This window comes from Ruegeria sp. HKCCSP346 (assembly GCF_017872595.1).
In the GTDB taxonomy this organism is placed as follows: domain Bacteria; phylum Pseudomonadota; class Alphaproteobacteria; order Rhodobacterales; family Rhodobacteraceae; genus Ruegeria.
The window spans coordinates 401,947-427,167 of sequence record NZ_JAEDOT010000001.1 but is presented as its reverse complement, the minus strand read 5'-3'; the positions used below and the strand labels follow the sequence as shown (position 1 = coordinate 427,167).

The following is a 25,221-nucleotide window of genomic DNA, read 5'->3' as shown; positions in this document are numbered from 1 at the left end:
GGGGCTTGCCATGACACCTGAACTGTCCCGCACCCTCAACGCGATCGGTATGCTTGCCGTCTGCCTTGTACTGGCGTTGGCGTTTTTCTATCAGCTTGTCCTCTATGAACTGCCCTGCCCGCTTTGCCTGCTGCAACGTGTTGGGTTCGTTGCCGTCGGTGTGGGGCTTGGATTAAACCTGCTCTACGGTCCACGGCCGCAACACTATGCCATCGTGCTGATTGCCGCCTTGTATGGCGGCACTGTATCGATCCGCCAAATTCTTCTGCATATCGTACCCGGCACCGGGCATTACGGCTCTCCTGTTTTGGGTCTGCACTACTATACCTGGGCCGGGATCGCCTTTTTCCTTGTGTTGCTGGGCACGTCGATCATGCTGTTATTTGATCGCCAATACGCCGACCCTTCTGGTCAGGAACCAAGGTTCGGAGGAAATGCTCTGGCAAAGATCGCGTTTTTCGTCATGCTGGCTTTGGCGTTGCTGAACGCGGGTTCGACCTTGCTGGAATGCGGGCCGGGTATCTGCGCTGACCCGCCGACAAGCTACAAGTTGATTGACGAATTGGACGCCGGCAACTGAAGATACCGTAACCTTCCCGAAAAGGAGGAGCGAGCATGGGACTACTGGGACAGCCGCTTGGCTATTATGACTATCTGACTTTCGTGGCATTGATCCTGCTTCTGGCGGCTGTGATGGCGTTGTTTCTTTTTCTCATGGGTCTTCCGGGTCGGATCGCCATCAAGCGCAACCATCCCCATGCCGAGGCCGTAAAGATCATGGGCTGGATGGGATTTCTGGCCGTGGTGCCCTGGGTCCATGCCTTTATGTGGGCGTTCCATGATGGCGTTACGGTCGACATTCGCCGTGGCCCTGACGAGGAAAAAGACGCCATTCGTGATGAAATCAAACGTCTGGGTGGCAATGTCCGACCTGAATATCAAGGTCGTCTGGACACAGACGATCCGCAGCAAAGCTAAGGCCAGAGGAAGTCACAAAACATGTTCGTCGCCCTTGGCATCACGTTATTTTACATCATTTTCGTCTGGCTTATTTTCTTCAAGCTGGAACTGCTGAAATTCAACATCGCCTGGGGCATCGTATCCTTTTGGGTTGGCGCGCACCTGTTGCTGATTTTTCTGGTCGCATTGCGGTTCTTTCAACCCTTCTCGGCCGACAGCCACGTGGTGCGTTCGACCATACAGATCATTCCCAAACTGACACAGCCGACGATCCTGACCGAAGTTCTTGTGGAACCGAACACACCTGTCACCAAGGGCGATCCACTCTACCGCTTTGATGACACGGTGTTTTCACTGGCGGTGGACAATGCGCAGGCGCAATTGGTCGCCGCTGAACAGAATTCCAAGATTCTGGAACAGGATGTGATCGCGTCGACCGAAGCTGTTGAACGCGCAAACGCGCAGCTGGCCTATGCGCAGACTCAGCAAGCCCGGTATGAAACTCTTGTGCCCGCCGGTGGAGCGCGGCAAGACGAACTGGACCGCTGGAACGAGCAGGTGACCGAAGACCTTGCTGCCGTCAAACAGGCCGAAGCAAATCTGGAAAAGGCGCAACTGGCTGTGGAGTCCCAGATAGACGGTGTTAACACGGGTATTCTCCAGGCAAGGGCGCAATTGGCCGAGGCTGAGTATTTTCTTGAAAACACAACGATCTACGCGCCTGAAAACGGCATGATCGTATCGCAGCAAGCCCGCCCCGGGCTGGTCGTCGGCGATGTTCGACTGGGCGCGATAGCCAGTTTCGTGACCGAGGACAGCCCATATCTTCTTGCCACCTTTCGCCAGCAGAATCTGAAATTCGTGGAACCGGGGCAAGAGGTCGAAGTGGCGCTGGATCTTTACCCGGGCGAAATCCTGACGGGCAAGGTCGAGGCGATCTGGTGGGCCACACGCCAAGGGCAACTGATCCCTTCAGGCCGCCTGCCCGGCTTTGAACTGCCGAAACTGCCCGGTCGAATTGCCGTGCAGATCACCGTCGATATCCCGGAAGGGCACACTTTCCCGGCTGGCGGCCACGCCGCAGTGGCGATCTACACCGGCATGGGCAAAAGCTTTGAGTTCCTGAGACGCATCAACATCCGTCTCTATTCCTTCGCCAACTTCATTCGACCGCTGGATATCTGAGGATGCGCGCCATGACACTTAGCCGGTTGATGGGAACTGCACTTTGCGCCGCCACTTTCGCGGCCTGCACGCCCGTGGGGCCCGATTTCGTGCGCCCGAACTCTCCGGTCGTCAAGCAGTGGATCGAGGTAAACAGCCCCAGCGTCGGTCAAAGCGGCCTGACATCGCGCAGCGCACCTGTGGTCAAATGGTGGGAGACATTCAATGACCCGACCCTCAACCGGCTGATTGCCGAAGCTTATGCTCAGAACCTGACGCTTCAGGTCGCGGGCGCGCGGGTGCTGCAAGCGCGGGCACAGCTGGGGATCGCTTTCGGCGAATTGTACCCGCAATCCCAGGCCATAGGCGCGTCTTTGCAGCGGCGGCAAATCAGCGACAACCTTGGGCCTGTTGCCGATATCAACCGGATCATCCCCCTGGATACCGAATTCTCGACGTCTCAGGTTGGGTTCGACGCCCAGTGGGAGCTGGATGTCTGGGGCGCACAACGGCGCGGTGTGCAGGCGGCGCGGTCGAATCTGGCTTTGCAGGTCGCGAACTATGATGACGCATTGGTGACACTGACCGGCGACGTGGCCGCGCTGTACGTCAATATCCGCGCGCTGCAGGAATCGTTGGCGGTCGCCCGGGAAAACATCAAATTGCAGCAGGAATCGGCGGACCTGACCCAGCTGCGGTTCAACAACGGGGTCACGACCGAACTGGACGTTCAGGAATCCACTGCCCTGCTTAACAATACCAAAGCCTTGGTACCCGAGTTGGAAAGCGACCTGCAACAGACCAAGAATGCGCTGGCCGTGCTGCTAGGGGCCACGCCGTCCCGGATGACCAACCTGCTGGGGAGTTCCGGCCGTATCCCGTCAGCGCGAACAAATGTGGCCGTTGGGGTGCCAGCAGAATTGCTGCGCCGCCGCCCGGATGTCCGCGCGGCGGAACTGGCCGCTGCGACTCAATCCGCGCAGGTGGGTATCGCAATGGCTGACCTGTATCCTCAGTTCGTGCTGTCAGGCGCGATCGGTTTACAGGCTTCGGGCGGGCGCGATCTGTTCAGCGGCAACAGCACCACCGGTCTGGCCAGTGCCGGCGTGGTTTGGAACGTGCTCAACTATGGCCGCATCAAAAACAATGTCCGTGCGCAGGATGCGGCATATCAAGCGCTGATTGCCAATTATCAGAACACCGTTCTGACCGCGTATTCCGAGGTGGAAAGTGCGATGGTCGCCTATGCGCAAGCACGCAAACAAGTTGGGTTCTATCAGAAAAGCGTCGACGCTTCGCGCAAGGCCGCAGATATCGCCGTAAGCCAGTACAGGGATGGAATCGCCAGCTATTCTCGCATTCTGAACACGCAGACCGCGCTTTTGCGGTCGCAGGCAAACCTGATCGAAGCGCGGCAGCAGGTGTCCAGCAATCTGGTTGCCGTTTACAAGGGTCTGGGCGGCGGATGGCAGATCCGGCAAAACCAGGAATTCCTGCCTGAAACCGTGCTGGCGGAAATGGCCTATCGAACCGATTGGGGCGATCTGCTTGAAAAAACCCCAACCCGGGCCAGCCTGAACTAGGCGCTAATTGGTCAACCCGCGCAGCCCACCCGAGATCAATATATTGACCTCGTAAAGGATGCGGGGGGCGGCCAGCCCGCCGGGGCTGGCCAGATAGTTGGGGCTCCATTCCGGATCGAATTTCTGTTTGAAGGCGCGCAAACCTTCGAAATGATAGAATTGCTCGCCATGCTCATAGACAAAGCCGCCGATGCGGTTCCAAAGTGATGCAAGCTGACGGTTTTCGATGCCTGAGAACGGCGCCGCACCCAATGAGAACCAGTGGAACCCCTGTTGCGATCCCCAGTTCATCATCTCGGCAAAAAGCGCATCCATGACAAAGCTCGGGCTGTCAGGCTCATAGCGCATCAAATCCAGTGACAGCTCGGATTTGTTGCTGCCCTGAAACAGGTTGGCGAAGGCCATGATCTTGCCGGTCTTACCGTCACGCAGAACCGCATGATCGAAATATGACAGGTACTGATCGTCAAAGCCCCCCAACGCAAAGCCCTTTTCGGCACCCGCCTTTTGCGCCAGCCAATGGTCTGAAATCGCGCGCAGTTCCGGCAATACCGGGGCCAGGTTCTCTTTCGGGATGATCTCGAATACATAGCCCTCCCTCTCGGCCCGGTTTCTGGCCTGTCTGAACCGCTTGCGCGACTTTCCGTCCAGCGAGAAATCCCTGAGTGGCACCCGCGCGACCTCGCCGATCTTCAGGATCGACAGGCCCAGATCCAGAAATGTCGGCAGGTACTTGGTTGAAACACTGTAGAAGGCACACAGTTTTCCTTCTCGGTCCGCCAATTCCCTGAGTTGCCAGATCAATTGCCGCCCCGCCGTTTCATCGCCAACCGGCTCTCCCTTCGAGATCAGAGCGTTGCCCGTGTCTGCATAGGCAATAAATGCGGTCTCATCCGGTGAGACGAGGAACTGCTTGTCACCGGTAAGCGAGATTTGGGATTCGGTGTCCTCGCACTCCATCACAAGCCGTTCAACGACCTCGGGGATTTCAGTGCGCACAGGCGTCGGAATATCTCGCCCGAACAGAGAGTTCACGGCCACGACGCCCACGATCACCGCCACGATGAGGCTGGAGCGCAAAAAGCGCGAAGCGTCACCGTTCCAGGCAAATTCCCACCACAGGGCGTTCTGGTACTCGACATGGGAATAGGCGAACAATCCGATCCAGAATATCACCGCCAGCAGCGCCACGACACTGACCAACCAAGGAATATTCAGCCTGAAGATCGACGCGCCACTGACCCGGTAAAACGCCCCGCGGAACATCGCCAGAAGGCCAATCGTGCCCAGCATCGACAGCGCTTCGTGAGTGTCCAGCCCCTTTGCCAGCGAGGCAAAGAACCCGGCCACCATCAACAGCATGGCCACCACCCATGCGCGGTAGAGCTTTCGAAACAAACCGCGGGACACCAGCAAAAGCAGCACGCCGACAGCACTGCCGGCAAGGTGCGATGCCTCGACAAACGACAGCGGCAAGACCTCTCTCAGAACGCCAAGGTTCTGCGTGCCCGCTGGCAATGCGCCGGATATCAGCAGGACCACCCCTGCCACGGCCGCAACCCCGGCTGCCACCATCGGAACAATGGGGCGGATAACCCGATAGACCCATGTTGCGGCGCCGCCAATCCTGTGCCTTTGCGTCAGTGCGGACGCGATCGCAATGGACACGCTGGCGATACCGAACGGCAAGAAGGTGTAAACGACGCGATACAGCAACAAGGCTGCGATCACATCCGAACGTCCCGACGCTCCAAGCCCCGCGATCAGCGTGGCTTCGAACACCCCAAGCCCGCCCGGCGCGTGGCTGAGGATTCCAACGGCGATGGCGGCGATGTAGATCGTGAAGAAATAGGGATAGCCAACGCCCAGATCGTCCGGCATCAGGACATAGAGCGCCATGGACGCGCCAACCAGATCTCCGATGGCGGCCAGTGTCAGAAGGCTGGCCAGTTTGCCACCCGGCAAGTCGAACCCGATACCGGCGACGGCCAACCGCCTGCCGCCGCTGGACAACCATATGAACATCGCGACCAATGCCCCCAAAAGGCTCAGCCCGATGGCGGTTTCCACCGTTTCGCTGACAGGCATCACTTTCGAGATCCCATCCGGATGCACGGTCAGCAACACACCCAGAACCAGAACAAGCCCCATCCAGAACGCGACCCAGGACGTTGCGATAACCCCGGCCACCCGCCCCAGATCCAAGCCCAGCGACGCATATATCCGATACCGGATCGCCGTTCCGGTAATGTAGGAAAAACCCAGACAGTTCGACACGGCATAGCCGCTGGCTCCTGCCATTCCGGCAACAGGCAATGGCACTTTGCCGCCCGCCACGCTTTGCACGGCAAACACATCATAGAGCGACAGCGACAGGAAACTGAACGCGGTCCAGCACAATGCGAAAAACATCAGTTTCCACGACGTCGTTGCGATATCGGTCTGGACATCTGACCATTTCACATGCGCCGACAAATCATGCAGAACCGTCAGCGCGATCCCGGTCACGAGAACCGGTATTGCAATCCGCAGCCACGGTTTTTCCAACATGGCCGTGAGCTTTTCGGCCCAGTGTACGGCCAGAGGTTCACCGTCACTTTCCGAATTGGTCATGCTGCACGTCCCCGCCAGTTTCTGATCGCAGATACCACGCGCGGCTCACCCGCCCGTCGACGATTCAGACATCATCTGCCAACGGACTCTGGCACATTTTGGTTTTATCTCAAAGCGCTAGAGCCGCCCCTTGCGTGTTGACAGCAAAAGGTTCGTTTCCGAACGCGTCACGCCGTCGATCCGTCGGATCTGAAACAGAACCTCATCCAGTTCGGCCAGGGTTTCCGCGCTGATCTCGGCGATCAGATCCCAACTGCCATTTGTCGAATGAACTGCCGTCACCTGACGCATGGCACCGATCCGGGCCATGACGCGTTCCGTCCCGCGCCCCTCAATCTCGAGCATCATCAACCCGCGCACCGGGCTTTGCGCCAGGTCGCGACGCGTCAGGACGGTGAAGCCGACGATTTCACCGGACTGTTTCAGCCGCTGCAACCTGCTGCGGACCGTGGTGCGTGTCACGCCCAGTGTTTCCGACAGCTCTGACAGGCTTGCCCGTGCATCCCGTTGCAACGCATTGAGCAGCCGATTGTCCAATTCGTCCATGGCATCTTCTCATAAAGGAACTTCCGAGACCATTTTGAGCATTTTGCCGACTTCACGCAAGACAGTCCGACGGCCTAAATGAACACATGGAAATCAAGGATATCATACTGGTCGGCGCCCCAATGGACGCCGGGAAACGTCGTCAGGGATGCCGGATGGGACCTGATGCGTATCGCGTGGCAGGGTTGGATGAGGCGCTGTCTGATCTTGGTCACACCGTCCAAGATTGGGGCGACGTGCAGGCCGAAAACGTCGACATTCCCCGACACCCGCACCTATTCGCCCTGCCCGAATGCGTGGGGTGGACGCACGCTCTCAGCAAAGCTGCGCAAGACGCGGCGGGTCAGGGCATTCCGATTTTCATGGGGGGTGATCACGCCCTGTCCATGGGTACGGTGGCCGGGATGGCCGTCCATGCTGCTCGGATCGACCGCCCTCTTTTTGTGCTATGGCTTGACGCCCACAGCGACTTTCACACTCCGGACAGTACCGGCAGCGGCAACCTGCACGGAACGCCGGTGGCGTATTTCACCGGCAGACCCGGATTTGAGGATTTCCCCCCTTTGCCGGCCGTCATACCGACGGATCGCGTCGGCATGATCGGATTGCGTTCTGTTGACCCGGCGGAACGGGCGGCGCTGGAGCAAGACCGCGCCATGCTGGCGGATATGCGCAGCATCGATGAAAATGGAATCAAAGCCCCCCTTTTGGCCTTTCTTGATCGCGTGAAGGCAGAAAACGCTCTGCTACATGTATCTTTGGATGTCGATTTCCTCGACCCGGCAGTGGCGCCCGCAGTCGGCACGACCGTGCCCGGCGGTGCAACCGAGCGCGAAGCCCACCTAGTAATGGAACTGCTGCATGAAAGCGGGCTTGTCTGCTCGCTGGACCTGGTCGAACTGAACCCGTTTCTGGATGAGAGGGGCCGAACCGCAAAACTGATGGTCGATCTGGCCGCCTCGTTGATGGGTCGCCGTATCTTCGACCGTCCCACCCGGAGTTTTTGATGCTGTCTCTGCAAGCGCCATCTGCCGCCGTCATGATCCGGCCGCACGCTTTTGCGTCCAACCCGGAAACACGCGATGACAATGCCTTTCAAACGCTGAGCACCGCATCCGCCCAGGCCACGTCGGAAGCGGCCAGGGATGAACATGATCGGGCGGTACAGCAATTGCGCGACGCCGGTGTCACTGTTCATGTGTTTGACGATTTCGGGGACCTCAACACACCTGACAGCGTTTTTCCAAACAACTGGTTCTCGACGCATCCCGGCGGCCATGTGGCGATCTACCCGATGTACGTGCCATCGCGCAGACGCGAACGCCGGACCGATGTAATCGAACTGCTCAAACAGGAATACCGTGTGCAGGATGTCATCGACTATTCCGGGCTGGAACAAGACAACCTGGCCCTGGAAGGAACCGGCGCGATGGTGTTGGATCATGTGGCCCGTATCGCTTACACGGTGACGTCCAATCGCGCCGATCCGGTCCTGTTGGAACGGTTCTGCACACATTTCAACTATGAACCAATCGCCTTCGAAGCCCGCGATGCCAAGGGCCGAGACGTTTATCACACCAACGTTTTGATGGGTATCGGAACGCATTACGCCCTGATTTGCCTCGACATGATTTCGGACCCGGCCCGCCGCATGACCGTTCGCAATCGGCTGGAAGAATCCGGTCGAACGGTCATTGACCTGACGCACGACCAAATTGCCGAGTTCGCAGGTAACGCCATTGAACTGACCGGACGGGATGGGTTGGTTCTTGCCCTGTCCAGCAGGGCACTTGCCGCCCTCACACCAGACCAAATCGCAACAATCCAGGACAGTGCAACACCGTTGCCGCTGTCCGTTCCTACAATTGAAACCGCCGGTGGGTCCGTGCGCTGCATGATTGCAGGCGTTCACCTTGCCCGCCGATAGGAGAGCACCATGCAACCTTCAGACAAGGCCCTGGTACCATTCGTTTCCGTCGACAACATGATGCGACTGGTACACCACATTGGCGTCGAACAGATGATCACGCAGATTGCCGCTCAGATCGAAGCCGATTTCAAACGATGGGAAAGCTTCGACAAGACACCTCGCATTCCGGCACATTCTCCTCATGGCGTAATTGAGTTGATGCCAACTTCGGATGGTGAAGCGTACGGGTTCAAATACGTAAACGGCCATCCCAAGAACACCTCCGAGGGGCTGCAAACCGTAACTGCATTCGGTCTGTTGGCAGATGTCTATACAGGATATCCGACGCTGTTGACCGAAATGACAATGCTGACCGCGCTGCGCACGGCTGCAACTTCGGCATTGGTCGGGCGCTATCTGGCCCCAAAAAACGCCAGGACAATGGCCATGATCGGCAATGGCGCACAGTCCGAATTCCAATGCCTTGCCTTCAAGGCAATGTGCGGAATCGACACCGTTCGGCTTTATGACATCGACCCGAATGCCACGTCGAAATGCGCTGCGAACTTGCAGGGCAAGGGCCTGACAGTCATCCTTTGCAAGACGCCGGAAGACGCCATTGAAGGTGCCCAGATCATCACTACCTGCACGGCAGACAAGAAATACGCAACGATCCTGACCGACAACATGGTCGGGCCCGGCGTGCACATCAACGCCATCGGAGGCGATTGCCCCGGCAAGACCGAGCTGCATCGCGACATCCTGTTACGTTCGGACATCTTCGTCGAGTACCCTGAACAAACCCGGATCGAAGGCGAAATTCAGGCGCTGGACGCGGATCACCCTGTGACCGAGATGTGGCAGGTCATCACCGGCGCCGCCAAGGGGCGCATCGATGAGCGGCAGATCACTTTATTCGACAGTGTCGGCTTTGCCATCGAGGATTTCTCGGCCCTGCGCTATGTGAAACAGGCGATTGAAGGCACAACCTTCTTTGAACCTCTGGACATGTTGGCCGACCCGGACGATCCGCGCGATCTGTTCGGAATGTTGATGCGAGCTGGATAACACGCGATCTTGGGGGCTCTGCCCCCGCCGCGCTGCGCGCGCCTCCCCCGGGATATTTTCAGCCAGATGAAGCAGGGGATCCGAACTTCATCTGGCCACAAATATCCCGGAGCGCGAGGCAGAGCCTCGCTTCCGAGCTATCCCGCAAGCGATGGCAGGTAGAGGACAATACCCGGGAATGCCACAAGCATTGCGATGGTCAGGGCGTCCGCGATGAAAAAGGGCGTGACGCCTTTGAACACATCTTGAACACTCAGGTCCGGGCGCACACCGGCAACGACAAAGCAGTTCAGCCCGATGGGCGGTGTAATCAGGCAAAACTCGGCCATTTTGACGACCAGAATGCCAAACCAGATCGCGCACATCGGGCCGGACATTCCAAACGCGCTGTCGGCGGCACTGACGGTTTCACCACCATTCAAGGCCATTACCGCCGGATAGACGACGGGCAAAGTCAAAAGCAGCATGCCGATCGCGTCCATGAACATGCCCAACACCGCATATGCCAGAAGAATGCAGATCAGGATCATCATGGGCGACATCTCGAGCCCCGTGATCCAATCCGAGAAGGCGCCCGGCAGGTCGGCGAACCCAAGAAAGCGCACATAGATCAGAACGCCCCAGATGATTGAAAAGATCATCGCCGTCAGTTTGGCGGTTTCCAAAAGCGCAGATTTGAACTCGGCCCAGCGCATTCCGTGGAACAAGGCGAAACAGAATACGATGAAGGCGCCAATGGCACCGCCTTCCGTCGGAGTGCCCCATGCTTTTTCTCCAAACGGATTGTAGACAAAGCAAATGATGATCAGGATGACGGCGACAATCGGAATAGCACCGGGAAGAGCGGCAAAGCGCTGTTTCCAGGAAAACCCCGTGACAGGCGGACCAACGGATTTGAAGATCACTGCAATCCCGACGATCAGAAGGCCGTATACAATTGCGGAAAACGCACCCGGAATGAACCCCGCCAACAGCAGCTTCCCGACATCCTGCTCGACGATGATCGCGTAGATCACCAAAATGGCCGAAGGCGGGATAAGGGAGGCCAGCGTCCCGCCCGCGGCAACCACACCTGCTGCAAAGCGTTTGTTATAACCCACCTTCAGCATTTCCGGAATCGCGATACGGGCGAAGACGGCCGAAGTCGCAACCGAAGCTCCGGACACCGCGGCGAACCCGGCTGTGGCGAAAACGGTCGAAACCGCCAACCCTCCGGGCACCCATGCGACCCAACGTTTTGCGGCCTCGAACAAAGCACGGGTAAGCCCCGCGTAATAAGCCAGATACCCGATCAGGATAAAGGTCGGAATCAGGCTAAGAGTGTGGGACGCGACCTTGGAATGTGGCACCTGCCCCGCGGTCTTGACTGCCACTGTCAGCGCCTTGCCAAACCGTTCCGGATCGTAACCGAACTTGGCCCAGAAAATCCAAACCAGTCCGACAAGCCCTGCCAAACCCGCTGCGAAGGCGACCCGCATGCCCGCCACGACAAGGACCAGAAGGCCGCCAGTGACCCAAAGGCCAATCTCAATCGTGTCCATGTATCAGTCCTGCCCTTCGAACTGTTCGGCCTCGGCCGCCGCCTGCGCCGCTGCATCCTGTATCAGCGGAACGGCCGCCGGAGCGTCCAGCCCCAGCCAGAACGCCCGACCATACCCCCAGACTTGCAGCGCAAGGCGCAGGCAGAGAACGGAAAATGCAACGGGTGCCAGCAGCTTGGCCGGCCACAAGGGTATGCCGATGTCGATCGAACTGTCCCGGCTCCACATTGGGGCGCCAAAATCAAAGGACCGGTCGAAATGAGACCAACTGCCCCAAACCAGAGCCAGCATCAGGATCAGGATCAGAACCACCGAGAGCAATTCGAACAGCCACAAAGCCCGACCGTGCAAGCGGGATATGACTATGTCCATCCGGATATGCCCCCCATCACGCTGAACATATGAAATGCCCAGAAAAGCGATGAGAGGCATCGCCTGTTCGATCCAGTCCACATAGCCCGGCAAAGGAGCATTCAGTGCATTTCGACCACTGACCGATACAACGGCCAATACCATCAGTGAAAAAACCGCCAATCCGCTGATCAGTGCCAGAAACCGTTCGAGCACGAGCAAACGCTGATCCAACTGGCTCAGACGGCTGCCGTCTACCAGAACCGTGGCTTGTCCTGCCATTCCGGTGTTTCCTTGTTGTTTGTTGCCGGGCGCCTTGAAAGCACCCGGCCTTGTGGATCAGTTGCCGCCGCGCTGTTGCTTCAGCGTCGTCTGGACAAGATCGTAAAGGTCCTGCGCCGGCAGGCCCTGTGCGGTCATGTCCGCAATCCATTTTTCACGGATCGGATCAGCGGCCTTCGTGCGGAACTCTTCGATTACCGCGTCGTCGATCATGACCTTCTGGACACCCTTTTCTTCCAGGACACTGTCCCATTGTTCGAGCAAGCCGCCGTAATTCGCAAGGTAGTGATCGATCGCCTCGTCAATCGAGCTGTCCAGAGCCTCACGATGTTCGGCTGGCAGGGCCTCGTAGGCATCGATGTTGACGACAACCGGGCAGTTCACCGTTCCTGGATTCAGGTTCGCGGTCCACCAGTCCGCTTCGTTGATCGTTCCGAATGACAGGTGCGCGTGCTGGGCAAAGGCCACGGTGTCGACGACGCCCGATTCCATCGCATTGAAGGCTTCGGTCGCCGGAACCGATGTCGGCACCCCTCCGACCGCCTCGAAGGCCTGACCAAGGCCACCGGTCGCCCGGACCCGCATTCCGTCAAATTCAGCAAGTTCATCCCGCGGCTCGCCCGTGCCGACAAGGTTATACTGCGGCATTGGCGAGGTCATGATGATGCGGGCGTTCCATTGCGCCATCTCTTCCTTGACCGCTGGATGGTCGTATACTGCATGGCTTACCGCAACTTCTTCCTGCAGGTTGTTCACACCCAGAAATGGCAGTTCCAAAACGGTAATCGCCCGGTTCTTGTCGCGGTGATAGCCGGCACAGAACTGCGCCATCTCAAAGGCGCCGATTTCGATCCCGTCCAGGTTTTCCTTGGGTTTGGACAACCCGCCATAGCTGACATTGATGGTGAATTCGCCACCGGTTTTCTCGCTGACCAGTTCGGCCAGCTTTTCAACATGTTCCGTAAAGGCGCGGCGCTTGCCCCAGACGGATGCGTTCCATTCCGTCGCTGCAGCTTCAGTCACAAAAGCAACGCCAAGGGCGGCGACTGCGGCACCGCTCAACATCTTTTTCATAGTTTTGTCTCCCATAGGTGCGCCCCCTACCGAGGCGCTTGCCGATCAAGCTAGCGCCAACAATCGGTTGTGCCAACCCTAACCGGGATTTGCGTATTTTGCAGAATAAGCCCCAGAAATGACTCAAAACGACAGAAGCCTTGAGGTCACCTGTCGTTGCAACCACAATTGACACACAGCGCCCTCAATTCTCGTTACCTTTAAGTAACTGTTTTTGTTTTATTTTAGCGATTCTTTTGCCAATTTTTTTACTAATATGGCCGTGTTGTTAAAATTTCTTTACAAAGAAATCCAAGGATTACACCAATTTATTTATTTATTTTCAGAACGCGGTAATATTCAAACTTGGGGAGGAACAGGATCGACATTGCCTGAATGACAGGCAAAAAATCCACAAGTAATCCAGTCCAGAGGGAGGAGCCTCAAAGATGACCACCGCTGCCCAGGCAGATGCCAAGACTTATCCGCCATCCGCAGAAACCGTCGCTCGTGCGCATGTCGATGCGGCAAAGTATGCTGACATGTACGCAGCCTCAATCAGCGACCCCGACGCGTTCTGGGGCGAGCAAGGCAAGCGCATCGACTGGATCAAGCCCTTCACCCAGGTCAAGGACGTCAGTTACGAGTTTGGCTCGGTCAAGATCAACTGGTATGCCGATGGCACGTTGAATGTGTCGGCCAACTGCCTGGATCGTCATCTGAAAACCCGCGGCGACCAGACCGCGATCATCTGGGAGCCGGATGATCCGAATGACCCGGCCCAGCATATCTCTTACGCAGAATTGCACCGCCGCACCTGCCGGATGGCCAACATTCTGGAATCCCTGGGCGTGCGCAAGGGCGATCGCGTGGTCATCTATCTGCCGATGATCCCCGAAGCTGCTTACGCCATGCTGGCCTGTGCGCGGATCGGCGCAATTCATTCGATCGTTTTCGCGGGCTTCTCGCCCGACGCTCTGGCAGCGCGGATCAATGGGTGCGAAGCCAAGGTCGTGATTACGGCAGATGAGGCCCCGCGTGGCGGCCGCAAAACGCCGCTGAAATCCAACGCAGACGCCGCCCTGCTGCACTGCAAAGACACGGTAAAATGCCTTGTGGTCAAGCGCACCGGCGGTCAGACCACCTGGATCGACGGTCGCGACTTTGACTACAACGAAATGGCGCTTGAGGCGGACGACTACTGCGCCCCTGCCGAAATGAACGCCGAAGATCCTCTGTTCATTCTTTACACGTCGGGTTCGACCGGTCAGCCCAAGGGCGTTGTGCACACCACAGGGGGGTATCTTGTTTACGCCTCGATGACGCACGAGATCACATTCGATTATCACGAAGGTGACGTGTATTGGTGCACCGCTGACGTGGGCTGGGTCACCGGGCACAGCTATATCGTCTATGGCCCGCTGGCCAATGGCGCAACCACGCTGATGTTCGAAGGCGTGCCCACTTATCCCGACGCCTCGCGCTTCTGGCAGGTCTGCGAAAAGCACAAGGTCAACCAGTTCTACACCGCACCGACCGCGATCCGCGCGCTGATGGGTCAGGGCAATGAGTTTGTCGAAAAATGCGACCTCAGCGATCTGCGCATTCTGGGCACCGTGGGTGAACCGATCAACCCCGAGGCCTGGACCTGGTACAACGACGTTGTCGGCAAAGGCAAATGCCCCATCGTCGACACTTGGTGGCAGACAGAAACCGGCGGCCACCTGATGACGCCGCTGCCCGGTGCACATGCGATGAAGCCCGGATCGGCGATGAAGCCGTTTTTTGGCATCGAACCGGTGGTTCTGGACCCGCAATCCGGTGTTGAAATCGAAGGCAACGGTGTCGAGGGCGTTCTGTGTATCAAAGACAGCTGGCCCGGCCAGATGCGCACCGTCTGGGGCGATCATGAGCGGTTCGAGAAAACCTATTTCTCGGATTACAAAGGCTATTACTTCACGGGTGACGGCTGCCGTCGCGACGAAGATGGCGACTATTGGATCACCGGTCGTGTAGACGACGTGATTAACGTGTCCGGTCACCGCATGGGCACGGCCGAGGTGGAAAGCGCGCTGGTTGCGCATGCTGCTGTGGCCGAGGCTGCCGTGGTTGGATACCCTCATGAAATCAAAGGGCAAGGCATCTATTGCTACGTCACGTTGATGAATGATCGCGAGCCGTCGGACGAGTTGATGAAAGAGCTGCGCACATGGGTCCGCACCGAAATCGGCCCGATTGCATCTCCGGATGTGATACAGTGGGCACCTGGCCTGCCGAAAACGCGCTCGGGCAAGATCATGCGCCGTATCCTGCGCAAGATCGCCGAGAACGATTTCGGATCGTTGGGCGATACTTCGACACTGGCCGATCCGTCGGTGGTCGAAGACTTGATCGAAAACCGTGCGAATAAGTGAGGGTGTGATGGACGCTGCCACGATCACCACGCCCGCCGTTCTCATCCTTCTCGGCCCTCCGGGTGCCGGGAAGGGCACGCAAGCCCGGATGTTGGAAGAGAAATTCGGACTTGTACAACTCAGCACCGGTGACCTGCTGCGCGAAGCCGTCGCGGCCGGAACCGACGCCGGCAAAGCGGCAAAAGCCGTTATGGAAGCCGGCGATCTGGTCAGCGACGAGATCGTCATCGCCATCCTGCGCGACCGCATGGCACAGCCGGATTGCGCCAAGGGCGTCATTCTGGACGGTTTCCCGCGCACGACGGTTCAGGCCGAAGCGCTGGACAGTCTGCTGGCATCGAACAACCAGAAGATCAACGCCGCGATAAGCCTTGAAGTGGAAGACGCGGAAATGGTGACCCGTATTTCGGGCCGCTACACCTGCGCCGGCTGTGGTGAAGGGTACCACGACCAGTTCAAGAAACCTGCCGAAGAAGGCAAATGCGACAAGTGTGGCCATACCGAATTCAAGCGCCGCGCGGATGACAATGCCGAAACGGTGGCCTCGCGCCTTGCGGCGTACCACGCGCAGACGGCACCACTGATCGCCTACTATGACAGTCAGGGCGTGCTGCAGCGCACAAACGCCATGGGCAGGATCGAAGACATTGCCAATGACCTTGAAGGAATCGTTGGCGAAGTCATGAATTAGGGGGTGGATTTAGGGCCGCAAGGCTCTGATCCCAAACAGAATACTTCAAAAGACCGCTTTGGCGGACTGGAGGAGTTTTGCCTGACGTCACATGGCGTCCGGCACAAGTGAGAAGCGGCCCGACGCACTGGAGGATGTGGGCATCGGGCCGTCCAACGAGGAAGCGAAGGAGGAACCCGCGATGGCGGATCATTCAACAAACTCCGCGCAGACTGCCGAGTCCGACAAGGGCTATTGGCAGGCCAACCTGCGCCTCATCTACATCAGCCTCGCGATTTGGGCGCTGGTGTCGTTTGGATTCGGCATTCTGCTGCGTCCGATGTTGTCGGGGATCGCCGTCGGCGGAACCGATCTGGGCTTTTGGTTCGCACAACAGGGATCGATCCTGGTCTTTTTGGTGCTGATCTTCAACTACGCCTGGCGCATGAACAAGCTAGACGCCGAATACGGTGTTGAGGAGTAAACCCCATGGATCAGTTTACCATCAACCTGCTGTTTGTTGGCGCGTCCTTTGCGCTATACATTGGCATCGCGATCTGGGCCCGGGCTGGGTCCACATCTGAATTCTACGCCGCTGGTCGCGGCATCCATCCGGTCACCAACGGCATGGCAACGGCGGCGGACTGGATGTCTGCGGCTTCGTTCATCTCGATGGCGGGTCTGATTGCCTTCACCGGCTACGACAACAGCTCGTTCCTGATGGGTTGGACTGGCGGCTATGTGCTGTTGGCACTGCTGCTTGCGCCTTACCTGCGCAAGTTTGGTAAATACACCGTGTCGGAATTCATCGGCGACCGCTTCTACAGCCAGACTGCGCGTATCGTTGCCGTGATCTGCCTGATCGTGGCCTCGGTGACCTACGTAATCGGTCAGATGACCGGCGTCGGCGTGGCCTTTGGCCGCTTCCTCGAAGTGTCCAACACCTCGGGCCTGTTGATCGGTGCAGCGGTTGTATTTGCCTATGCGGTGTTTGGTGGGATGAAAGGCGTGACCTATACTCAGGTCGCTCAGTACTGCGTGCTGATCACTGCCTACACCATCCCGGCTATCTTCATCTCGCTGCAGCTGACCGGTACGCCGGTTCCGGCGCTGGGTCTGTTTGGTGACACCGCCAGCGGTGAACCCCTGCTGACCAAGCTGGACGCCATCGTGACCGAGCTGGGCTTCAATGAATACACGGCCCACCACTCGAACACGCTGAACATGGTACTGTTCACCCTGTCGCTGATGATCGGTACTGCGGGTCTGCCGCACGTCATCATGCGCTTCTTCACCGTTCCCAAAGTGGCTGACGCACGTTGGTCGGCTGGCTGGGCGCTGGTCTTCATCGCTCTGCTGTATCTGACCGCGCCTGCGGTTGGTGCCATGGCGCGTCTGAACATCAGTGACATGATGTGGCCCAATGGCGGCATCGAAGGCGGTGCTGTGACTGTTGAACAAATCGACAATGACGCACGCTATGACTGGATGGCCACGTGGCAAAAAACCGGTCTGCTGGATTGGGAAGACAAAAACGGCGACGGCAAGATCCAGTACTACAACGACAAGAATGCCGACATGCAGGCACTTGCCGAAGAAAAAGGCTGGGTTGGAAACGAGCTGACCAAGTTCAACCGTGACATCCTGGTTCTGGCCAACCCCGAGATTGCCAACCTGCCGGGTTGGGTGATCGGTCTGGTCGCAGCCGGCGGTCTTGCGGCTGCTCTGTCCACCGCTGCGGGCCTGCTGCTTGCAATCTCGTCGGCTGTGTCCCACGACCTGATCAAGGGTGCCATCAACCCGCAAATCTCGGAAAAGGGCGAGCTTCTGTCAGCGCGTATCGCAATGGCCGTGGCGATTGTGGTTGCGACCTATCTAGGTCTGAACCCACCGGGCTTTGCGGCACAAACCGTGGCGCTTGCGTTCGGTCTGGCGGCAGCTTCGATCTTCCCGGCGCTGATGATGGGGATCTTCTCGACCCGCATCAACAACACCGGCGCGGTCGCAGGCATGCTGGCTGGTCTGGTCGTCACTCTGGTCTACATTTTCCTGCACAAGGGCTGGCTGTTCATTCCGGGCACCAACTCGTTCACTGATGCAGATCCGCTGCTGGGTCCGATCAAGTCGACCTCGTTCGGTGCGATCGGTGCCATGGTCAACTTTGCAACGGCCTACATCGTTGCCGGTATGACCAAGGAGACTCCGCAGGAGATCAAGGATCTGGTCGAAAGCGTACGCATTCCCCGTGGTGCGGGCGCAGCTCAGGATCACTGAGTATGATGCGGTTGTCGGCACTTGCCTTCGGCCGCGTCTTTCGATCCACTGTTCCCGCCCGGCACACCACCGGGCGGGATTTTTTCACCAGAATACCGGAGACATCAGATGCCCCTATCCCACGATGAAATTACCCGGTTTCTGAAATCCGTTCATCCCTATGACGCGCTGCCGTCGGACACCCTCGATCAGATCGTAAAGCAGATCGAGGTCTGGGAGGTTGAGGAAGACGCCTCGGTCTATGAGCTCGGCCATTCCCTGCCCGGGGTCTTTGTGATTTATGAAGGACAGGTTGAGATCACCGACGAGAACGGCGCAGTCGTTTCTCATCTGGGGTTGCGCAATTCCTTCGGTGAACGCGGCCTGTTGAAGGACGGCAAGGCTGCGACCAAGGCCCGCGCTCATACACCATCCGTCCTGATGGTTCTGCCTCCGGATTTGGTCCGGACTTTGATCGACAACCACGACGTCGTCGCCAAATTCTTCAATCGAACCCGCGGTAATCGCAGCGGCCCTCAAAGCCTTGCGACCAGTTCGATTGACGTTCTGATGGCGCGCGATCCCGCCACCTGCCCTGCGGACACGACAGTTCAGGAAGCGGCACGGATCATGCGTGACAAACACATCTCGTCACTATGCGTGACAGATGGAGAGACGTTGCAGGGTATCGCCACCCTGCGGGACATTTCGGGCAAATTTGTTGCCGACGGGTTGCCCGTAACAACACGGATATCCGAAATCATGACTGCAAATCCCGTAACCCTCTCGCCCAGCGATATCGGCTCGGACGTTCTGCATATCATGATGGAGCGCGGCATTGGCCACATCCCGGTTTCCGAAGGCGGTCGTCTGGTCGGGATCGTGACGCAGACCGATCTGACCCACTATCAGGCCGTCAACTCGGCCGAGTTGGTTGGTCGGATCGCAAAGGCCGACAGCGCAGAAGAGATGGCGAGGGTGACGGCGGAAATTCCGCAGTTGCTGGTTCAGTTGGTTGCCGGCGGGAACCGGCACGAGATCGTCACGCGGCTGATCACCGATATTGCCGACACGGTTACCCGTCGCCTGCTGAAATTGGCCGAAACTGAACTAGGCCCGCCGCCTGTACCCTACTTGTGGCTGGCCTGCGGTTCACAGGGCCGGCAAGAACAAACCGGCGTATCGGATCAGGACAATTGCCTGATGCTGGATGACAGCGCCACCGACGCCGATATGTCCTATTTTACCAAACTGGCCATATTCGTCTCTGACGGGCTGGATGTCTGCGGGTACTTTTACTGCCCCGGCGACATGATGGCGACCAATCCGCGCTGGTGTCAGCCGGTTCGTGTCTGGCGCGACTATTTCAAGGGCTGGATTGCCAAGCCAAACCCCGAGGCGCAAATGCTGGCTTCGGTCATGTTCGACCTGCGCCCCATCGGCGGCGCATTTGAGTTGTTTGCCGACCTGCAAGCCCACACTCTGGCAGCGGCCAGGGCAAACTCGATCTTCGTCGCACACATGATTTCGAACTCGCTGAAGCATACGCCCCCACTGGGCCTGCTGCGCGGTTTCGCGACGATCCGCTCGGGTGAGCATCGCAATACACTGGACCTGAAACACAACGGAGTTGTGCCCGTCGTCGATCTGGCGCGCATCTACGCGCTGCAAGGCGAGCTGACCGAGGCCAACACCCGCGCCCGCCTGAAAGCCGCCGAGGCCAGCGGTGTGCTCAGCCCTTCTGGTGCGCGTGACCTGCTGGACGCCTATGATCTGATCGCGGAAACCCGGCTCGAACATCAGGTTCGGCTGGTTAAGTCCGGAGCGATGCCCGACAACTATCTGCCACCGTCTGAATTGTCGGACTTTGAGCGAAGTCATCTGCGTGATGCTTTTGTGGTGGTAAAAACGATGCAATCGGCAGTTGGCCACGGCAAGGGAATGCTGGGCTGACATGCGACTGACCAACGGAGAGACCACATGTTTCTGGAACTGATCGGCACGGTTTTTGCGGGGATCGCATTTGCCGGAATCGTTCTTCTGCTGAACAAGCTGACCGGAGGGCGCCTGCCGAAATGGACAACGCCGGTTGCGGCCGGTCTTGGAATGATCGCGATGACCATCACCAGCGAATATTCCTGGTACGATCGCACGCGCGACCAACTGCCTGAAGAGATGACCATCGTGCAAGAGGTCGAAAGCCGCGCGTTTTATCGCCCCTGGACCTACGCGGTGCCGTTCGTTGACCGGTTTGCCGCAATCGACACCGTATCGGTGCGCACAAACGAAAACGTTCCGGAACAACGGCTTGTCGATCTTTACTTCTTCGGCCGCTGGGCTCCGGTTTCGAAACTGCCGGTGGCCGTGAATTGTGCAGAAGGCCGCCGCGCCAACCTGGCGGATGGTGCCGAATTTGCCGAGGACGGGCGTCTGGTGAACGCTGACTGGATTGCAGCCGGAACCAATGACCCCGTCATCGCAGCCACTTGCGGGGTTTGATCATGCTGACCGGATTGAGTTTGAGGCTCAGGATTTTTCTGTTTTTCTGCCTCCTCGCCCTGGGCGGGGTTGCCATCAGCGCCACCGCTCTCTGGATCACCTATTCCCGTGCGGGAAACCCCGGTCTGCTGAATGATTTCGTCTTCGCCGAAATCCTGATCGGATTTGGATTTCTGGCACTGGTCGCGGGTGTTTGGCTGCTGTTCGACGACAACGTCGCCAAACCGATCGAACGGCTTTCCGCCCAGTTGCGTGCCCGTGCACATGCCGGTGTAAGCACCGACCTGGACATGCAGGCCGCGCGGTATCTGGGCGATCTTGCCCCGGCTGCGGCGGGATTGGCGGAACAACTGGCCTCGAACGCCATGCGCACAGCCGAGGCCGTGGCCGCCGAAACCGCGCATCTGGCCGCAGAAAAACAGCGCCTGACCGCGCTGCTGACGGAAATTCCGGTGGCCATGCTGCTGGCCAGTCCGAAACATCAGATCGTTCTGTACGACGGGCAGGCCGCCGAGGTTCTTGCCCAGATCGCGCATCCTCGTCTGAACGCATCTCTTTTCGAATACCTCGAAGCCACCGGCCTGACAGACGCATATGCCAAGATGTGCAAAACCGGAAAGGACGTCTATTGCACCCTGTCCAGCGTGGACGGGCGGCAGACATATTCCGCCCGGATGAAACCCTTGGGCGATGCACCCGGATATATGCTTGTCTTCGAAGACAGCGCGACACATATGTCGCCGGACGATGCCCGCCCGCTGGTCTATGATTTCGAACTTCTCAATAAACCGGGGGATGATGCGTTCGAGAACCGCCCCCTGACGGATCTGTGTTTCGTGGTTTTCGACACGGAAACAACCGGTTTGCTGCCTCACAAGGATGAGATCGTACAGATCGGCGCAGTGCGCGTTCTGAATGGTAAAATCGTTCAGGGTGAGCATCTGGACATGCTGGTTGATCCCGGCATTCCGATTCCCCCGGCCTCGACCAAGGTACACAAGATCAGCGATCGTATGGTTCAGGGGGCGCCCGATATCGCCGAAGCCGGACGCGTATTCCATCAGTTTTCGCGCGACGCCGTGATCGTGGCGCATAATGCCCCGTTCGACATGGCGTTTCTGCGCCGCCATGCCAAACGGATGGGTGTCGAGTGGGATCATCCGATACTCGACACGGTCTTGCTGTCTGCGGTGCTGTTCGGGGCAAGCGACACGCACACACTGGACGCCTTGTGTGAACGGTTGGAAATCACGATCCCCGAAGCGTTGCGCCATACCGCACTTGGCGATGCGATTGCCACGGCCGAGGCATTGATCAAGGTGCTGCCGATCCTGCAAGCACGCGGTCTGACGACTTTTGGCGAGGTGATTATGGAAACCCGCAAACACGGTCGTTTGCTAGAAGATCTGAACTGACAGTATAAATTGCACCCGGCAGTCAGCTTTTCATGGACAATCCGGGCCACGCATGGCACCTGATGCGCGGCCAAGGATTAAGCGCGCAATGACCGAAAAGACCTTTAGACCGACCCCGGATCAAAGCCCCGCCTTTCGGGAAGCGCTGGGATGCTTTGGCACCGGTGTCACGGTGATTACCGCGCAATCCGACAATGGCCCGCGTGCCATTACGGTGAATTCATTTGCCTCAGTCTCATTGGACCCGCCACTGGTCCTGTGGTGTCTGGCCAAGGAATCATTTCGATTCGATACGTTCAGTACCTGTGATCTCTATTCGATCCACGTCATGGCACAGGATCAGCAGGATCAGGCGTTGCGGTTTGCACGCGATGGGGCGGATTTCTCACATGCAGACTGGACCGAGGATGAGGCCGGGCGCCCACATCTGGCCCAGTGTCTGGCCCGGTTCGATTGCCGCCTTCATGCCCGTCATGACGCCGGGGATCATCTGATCATCGTGGGTCAGGTAGATCAGGTCATGTATCGCACCGGCAAAGGGCTGATCTTCAAACGCGGGCAGTTCGGCGGGTTTGTCGACCTGATCTAATCGTCCAGCGACCCGTGAACCGCCAACGCCTCCAACTCCGCGTCCTGCGGAGTGATCACGCGAAAGGCTTCGTGCACGCCTGTCTCTGTCAATTCCCTTGCGACGGTCAACAGCGTGTTGGCCGGATGGTCTTCACACAACTCTGACATGTGGTCGATTTCAGCTTGCGCAACGCCCAATGCGGCCTCGACCGAGGGTGCGCCATAGAACTGCACAAAATGTTCGGCCAGATTACGCGTAATCTGATCTTTCTCTGCGGCTTCGATCTGCGTCACGGCGACAAAAGTCACCCGGCCAAAGGTTTCCAACCCCAGCCAGCCATTCGCAAATGCCTGTCGTGCCTTGCCTTCAAGATCGCCCTGCCCCCAGTTGGAAAACTCAAACCCACCCGAAACGCACCACTCTCCGGTGCGCGCCGGGGAGTGAAACACGTTCATGTCGCTTTCGTCGAAATGGATCGCTCGGGCCAGTTTCATTCTCGGTTCTCCAACAAGGCAGTTAGTGGGCGCAGATACGTATCGACCCCATCGCGGATCAGCATCCCGAAACGTTCATCCGTTCCAAGGAATACGCCACCGTCGATCAGCGGTTCGCCTACGCCGCGCAGCAGGCCCATCCATTCGGCGTGCAAGGACGCGTTGCCATCCTCCTGCCAACGGTTTAGCCAGGTCAACATGTGTCGTGACCAGCTTTCCACCAACTGCGTTGCAGAAACCTCGGCACAGCCTTCATCGTACAGCGCGGTGATATCAGGGGTTTCACCCGGCGCATCACTGGTTTGCAACAGCGTCAGCTCCCAACCGACGACCAGCCAGTCCGGCTCTTCCTCGGGCATTGATGTTGACGCAGCCGCGCGGAACCGGCCGCACCGCGCCCCGTTCACGCAAATCAGACCATCCCAACCCAGATGCACCGCAACCTCTGGTGGGGCCAAAGCGCCCAGCGCGTTCTGGAACCCCACAGCACAAAGCGGCAGCATCGCCACGGCATCCTGCAACGGTACCTCGGGGGCAAAAACAATTGCCACGCGCAGGAAATCCGCCTGAATATTGTAGACAACCGTCCCCGCATCACAGCCTAGCGCAGCCATGGCCTGCGCGCGCTCGAACGGGTCTTCCCCACCCTGAACCGGGTGGCCCGTCAGCAAGGGTGGGAAAACCGGCTGGCTCATGCGTTGCCTTTGGCGATCATGTCGCGGGCGATCTTGCGGAATGCCTCGGCTTGCGGGCTGTCAGGTTTGCTGACAACGATGGGCGCGCCCCCGTCAGCGGCGACGCGGATGTCCAGATGCAACGGGATTTCACCCAGCAGCGGCACGCCCAGCGCCTCTGCCTCAGACTTGACACCACCATGACCGAAAACATGTTCTTCGTATCCACAGTTCGAACAGATATGCGTGGACATGTTTTCGATCATCCCGACAATGGGTGTCTTGAGCTGGTTGAACATGTCGATCCCTTTGCGGGCATCAATCAGGGCCACGTCCTGCGGCGTTGAAACGACAATGGCACCATCCACCTGGAACTTCTGGCTCAGCGTCAGTTGCACGTCACCGGTGCCGGGCGGCAGATCGACGATCAGAACATCCAGCGCGCCCCATTGCACCTGGCTCATCATTTGTTGCAGCGCACCCATCAGCATCGGCCCGCGCCAGACAACCGCCTGACCTTCGTTGGTCATCAAACCCATCGACATCATGGTGACCCCGTGGTTGCGCAGCGGCAGGATTGTCTTGCCGTCAGGGCTGGCCGGACGGCCCGAGACACCCAACATCCGGGGTTGCGACGGCCCGTAAACATCCGCATCCAGCAGACCTACACGCCGGCCTTCCGCAGCCAATGCGCAGGCAAGGTTGGCCGAAACGGTGGATTTGCCAACCCCACCCTTGCCGGAGGCAACGGCGATGATCCGATCCACACCCGGCACTGCCTGCGGCCCGGTTTGCGATGGCTTGGGTTTCGGTTTCAGATCCGGCGGTGCCTTGTCGGAATGCGCGGTCATCAAGGCCGAAACATTTGCCACGCCTTCCACCATCTGAGCGGCCTTTTCAGCCGTGGCGCGGACGGGTTCCATCTTTTCCGCATATTTCGGGTCGACCTCAAGCACGAAGCGTACCGTGTCGCCTTCCACATTCAAGGCGCGCACGATGCCTGCGCTTACGATGTCCTGCCCGGATACCGGGTCGGTGATCTTTTTCAGGTTCGCCAGAACCGCGTCACGAACACTCATGCTTGTTCCCCTTGATCCGCCCTGCTGACAGGGGCGTGCGTATCGACTCGCCGCTCATTGCACGTGTCTCCGTCTTTGTCTG

General features: G+C 58.4%; 23 protein-coding genes. 15 read left to right on the top strand and 8 right to left on the bottom strand.

Translation table 11 applies throughout. The features are described 5' to 3' along the window. The first annotated feature begins 10 nt into the window (after positions 1 to 10). The 4 genes from I9185_RS02140 to I9185_RS02125 are packed head-to-tail and all read left to right on the top strand — an operon-like array spanning position 11 to position 3,707. Positions 11 to 580 (top strand): disulfide bond formation protein B, encoded by a 570-nt coding sequence (locus I9185_RS02140; protein ID WP_210092241.1) that lies wholly within the window; start codon positions 11 to 13, stop codon positions 578 to 580. A 35-nt stretch (positions 581 to 615) separates the two neighbouring features. Beyond that, complete coding sequence (locus I9185_RS02135) at positions 616 to 978, top strand: DUF3302 domain-containing protein (protein ID WP_210092240.1); 363 nt, start codon at positions 616 to 618, stop codon at positions 976 to 978. A 21-nt stretch (positions 979 to 999) separates the two neighbouring features. Further along, positions 1,000 to 2,145: an HlyD family secretion protein gene (locus I9185_RS02130; protein ID WP_171633005.1), complete on the top strand. Its 1,146-nt coding sequence runs from the start codon at positions 1,000 to 1,002 to the stop codon at positions 2,143 to 2,145. A gap of 11 nt (positions 2,146 to 2,156) precedes the next feature. After that, positions 2,157 to 3,707: an efflux transporter outer membrane subunit gene (locus I9185_RS02125; RefSeq protein WP_245223388.1), complete on the top strand. Its 1,551-nt coding sequence runs from the start codon at positions 2,157 to 2,159 to the stop codon at positions 3,705 to 3,707. Positions 3,708 to 3,710: 3 nt separating this feature from the next. Here the strand turns inward: I9185_RS02125 and mprF are convergent, their stop codons facing one another. Together mprF and I9185_RS02115 are read right to left on the bottom strand one after the other, a co-directional pair. Beyond that, positions 3,711 to 6,320, bottom strand: coding sequence for a bifunctional lysylphosphatidylglycerol flippase/synthetase MprF (mprF, locus tag I9185_RS02120; protein WP_348539707.1), 2,610 nt, complete (start codon positions 6,318 to 6,320; stop codon positions 3,711 to 3,713). Between the two features lie 117 nt (positions 6,321 to 6,437). Beyond that, positions 6,438 to 6,866 carry an Lrp/AsnC family transcriptional regulator gene (locus I9185_RS02115; protein WP_171633011.1) on the bottom strand — a complete coding sequence of 143 codons (429 nt, stop codon included), beginning with the start codon at positions 6,864 to 6,866 and terminating at the stop codon, positions 6,438 to 6,440. 86 nt (positions 6,867 to 6,952) lie between these two features. Between I9185_RS02115 and rocF the strand changes: the two genes are divergently transcribed. Genes rocF through I9185_RS02100 form a run of 3 tightly spaced genes read left to right on the top strand, consistent with a single transcriptional unit; the run spans position 6,953 to position 9,843 of the window. Beyond that, positions 6,953 to 7,873 carry an arginase gene (gene rocF, locus I9185_RS02110; protein WP_210092238.1) on the top strand — a complete coding sequence of 307 codons (921 nt, stop codon included), beginning with the start codon at positions 6,953 to 6,955 and terminating at the stop codon, positions 7,871 to 7,873. After that, positions 7,873 to 8,793 (top strand): arginine deiminase-related protein, encoded by a 921-nt coding sequence (locus I9185_RS02105; RefSeq protein ID WP_210092237.1) that lies wholly within the window; start codon positions 7,873 to 7,875, stop codon positions 8,791 to 8,793. The genes rocF and I9185_RS02105 overlap by 1 nt, the downstream gene beginning before the upstream one ends. 9 nt (positions 8,794 to 8,802) lie before the next feature. Further along, positions 8,803 to 9,843 carry an ornithine cyclodeaminase gene (locus I9185_RS02100; protein WP_209833341.1) on the top strand — a complete coding sequence of 347 codons (1,041 nt, stop codon included), beginning with the start codon at positions 8,803 to 8,805 and terminating at the stop codon, positions 9,841 to 9,843. Positions 9,844 to 9,980: 137 nt separating this feature from the next. On the opposite strand, the gene I9185_RS02095 is transcribed toward I9185_RS02100, so the two are convergent. From I9185_RS02095 to I9185_RS02085, 3 genes are read right to left on the bottom strand one after another with little or no spacing between them, the layout of a single operon-like run. Further along, the gene (locus I9185_RS02095; protein ID WP_210092236.1) at positions 9,981 to 11,384 is read right to left on the bottom strand and encodes a TRAP transporter large permease; all 1,404 of its coding nucleotides are present in this window, start codon (positions 11,382 to 11,384) and stop codon (positions 9,981 to 9,983) included. 3 nt (positions 11,385 to 11,387) lie between these two features. Beyond that, positions 11,388 to 12,017, bottom strand: a complete 630-nt coding sequence (locus I9185_RS02090; RefSeq protein WP_152457727.1) for a TRAP transporter small permease — start codon at positions 12,015 to 12,017, stop codon at positions 11,388 to 11,390. Positions 12,018 to 12,074: 57 nt separating this feature from the next. Then, positions 12,075 to 13,091, bottom strand: coding sequence for a C4-dicarboxylate TRAP transporter substrate-binding protein (locus tag I9185_RS02085; protein ID WP_171723430.1), 1,017 nt, complete (start codon positions 13,089 to 13,091; stop codon positions 12,075 to 12,077). Between the two features lie 428 nt (positions 13,092 to 13,519). Between I9185_RS02085 and acs the strand changes: the two genes are divergently transcribed. The 8 genes from acs to I9185_RS02045 all read left to right on the top strand — a co-directional run bounded on the left by acs (position 13,520) and on the right by I9185_RS02045 (position 22,910). After that, on the top strand, positions 13,520 to 15,484 hold the full coding sequence (gene acs / locus I9185_RS02080; RefSeq protein WP_210092235.1) for an acetate--CoA ligase: 1,965 nt from the start codon (positions 13,520 to 13,522) through the stop codon (positions 15,482 to 15,484). 7 nt (positions 15,485 to 15,491) lie between these two features. Further along, positions 15,492 to 16,175, top strand: a complete 684-nt coding sequence (locus tag I9185_RS02075) for an adenylate kinase (RefSeq protein ID WP_210092234.1) — start codon at positions 15,492 to 15,494, stop codon at positions 16,173 to 16,175. A gap of 181 nt (positions 16,176 to 16,356) precedes the next feature. Next, a complete protein-coding gene (locus I9185_RS02070) occupies positions 16,357 to 16,638 on the top strand; it encodes a DUF4212 domain-containing protein (protein ID WP_170344753.1) in 282 nt (93 codons plus the stop codon). Positions 16,639 to 16,643: 5 nt separating this feature from the next. After that, complete coding sequence (locus tag I9185_RS02065) at positions 16,644 to 18,428, top strand: sodium:solute symporter family protein (RefSeq protein WP_171633032.1); 1,785 nt, start codon at positions 16,644 to 16,646, stop codon at positions 18,426 to 18,428. Positions 18,429 to 18,536: 108 nt separating this feature from the next. Then, a complete protein-coding gene (locus I9185_RS02060) occupies positions 18,537 to 20,360 on the top strand; it encodes a DUF294 nucleotidyltransferase-like domain-containing protein (RefSeq protein ID WP_209833344.1) in 1,824 nt (607 codons plus the stop codon). A gap of 27 nt (positions 20,361 to 20,387) precedes the next feature. Next, positions 20,388 to 20,906, top strand: a complete 519-nt coding sequence (locus I9185_RS02055) for a hypothetical protein (protein WP_171633037.1) — start codon at positions 20,388 to 20,390, stop codon at positions 20,904 to 20,906. A gap of 2 nt (positions 20,907 to 20,908) precedes the next feature. After that, the gene (locus I9185_RS02050; protein ID WP_171633039.1) at positions 20,909 to 22,321 is read left to right on the top strand and encodes a 3'-5' exonuclease; all 1,413 of its coding nucleotides are present in this window, start codon (positions 20,909 to 20,911) and stop codon (positions 22,319 to 22,321) included. A gap of 88 nt (positions 22,322 to 22,409) precedes the next feature. Then, a complete protein-coding gene (locus I9185_RS02045) occupies positions 22,410 to 22,910 on the top strand; it encodes a flavin reductase family protein (protein ID WP_152457720.1) in 501 nt (166 codons plus the stop codon). On the opposite strand, the gene I9185_RS02040 is transcribed toward I9185_RS02045, so the two are convergent. The 3 genes from I9185_RS02040 to I9185_RS02030 are packed head-to-tail and all read right to left on the bottom strand — an operon-like array spanning position 22,907 to position 25,139. Next, on the bottom strand, positions 22,907 to 23,386 hold the full coding sequence (locus tag I9185_RS02040; protein WP_171633041.1) for a DUF6505 family protein: 480 nt from the start codon (positions 23,384 to 23,386) through the stop codon (positions 22,907 to 22,909). The two genes, I9185_RS02045 and I9185_RS02040, sit on opposite strands and share 4 nt — an antisense overlap. Then, a complete protein-coding gene (locus tag I9185_RS02035) occupies positions 23,383 to 24,081 on the bottom strand; it encodes a biotin/lipoate--protein ligase family protein (RefSeq protein ID WP_210092233.1) in 699 nt (232 codons plus the stop codon). The genes I9185_RS02040 and I9185_RS02035 overlap by 4 nt, the downstream gene beginning before the upstream one ends. Next, positions 24,078 to 25,139: an Mrp/NBP35 family ATP-binding protein gene (locus tag I9185_RS02030; protein ID WP_171116367.1), complete on the bottom strand. Its 1,062-nt coding sequence runs from the start codon at positions 25,137 to 25,139 to the stop codon at positions 24,078 to 24,080. Before I9185_RS02030 ends, I9185_RS02035 begins: the two co-directional genes overlap by 4 nt. Positions 25,140 to 25,221 lie beyond the last annotated feature (82 nt).